Annotated in this window: 1 pseudogene; it reads left to right on the top strand. The window is 57.5% G+C overall.

The features are described from left to right. Positions 1-5: 5 nt before the first annotated feature. Positions 6-212, top strand: a pseudogene (locus A3722_RS06435) (enoyl-CoA hydratase family protein); the annotation flags it as partial.

Here is a 212-nt window from a genome sequence, read left to right as displayed (position 1 = left end):
AGCCAATGCGCAGTGATGTGACGCATTTCCAATGTGAAATCAAAGACCGGATCGCCACCGTGCGGCTTGACCGGCCTGACCGCAAGAACCCGCTGACCTTCGACAGCTACGCCGAGCTGCGCGACTGGTTCCGCGATTTGGTCTATGCCGATGACGTTGATGTGGTGATCTTTGGCTCCAACGGCGGAAACTTTAGCTCCGGCGGAGATGTG

The organism is Sulfitobacter sp. HI0027 (assembly GCF_001634775.1).
Lineage (GTDB): Bacteria > Pseudomonadota > Alphaproteobacteria > Rhodobacterales > Rhodobacteraceae > Sulfitobacter.
Note: the sequence above shows the minus strand (reverse complement) of the source record. Positions and strands in the feature narration are given on the sequence as shown.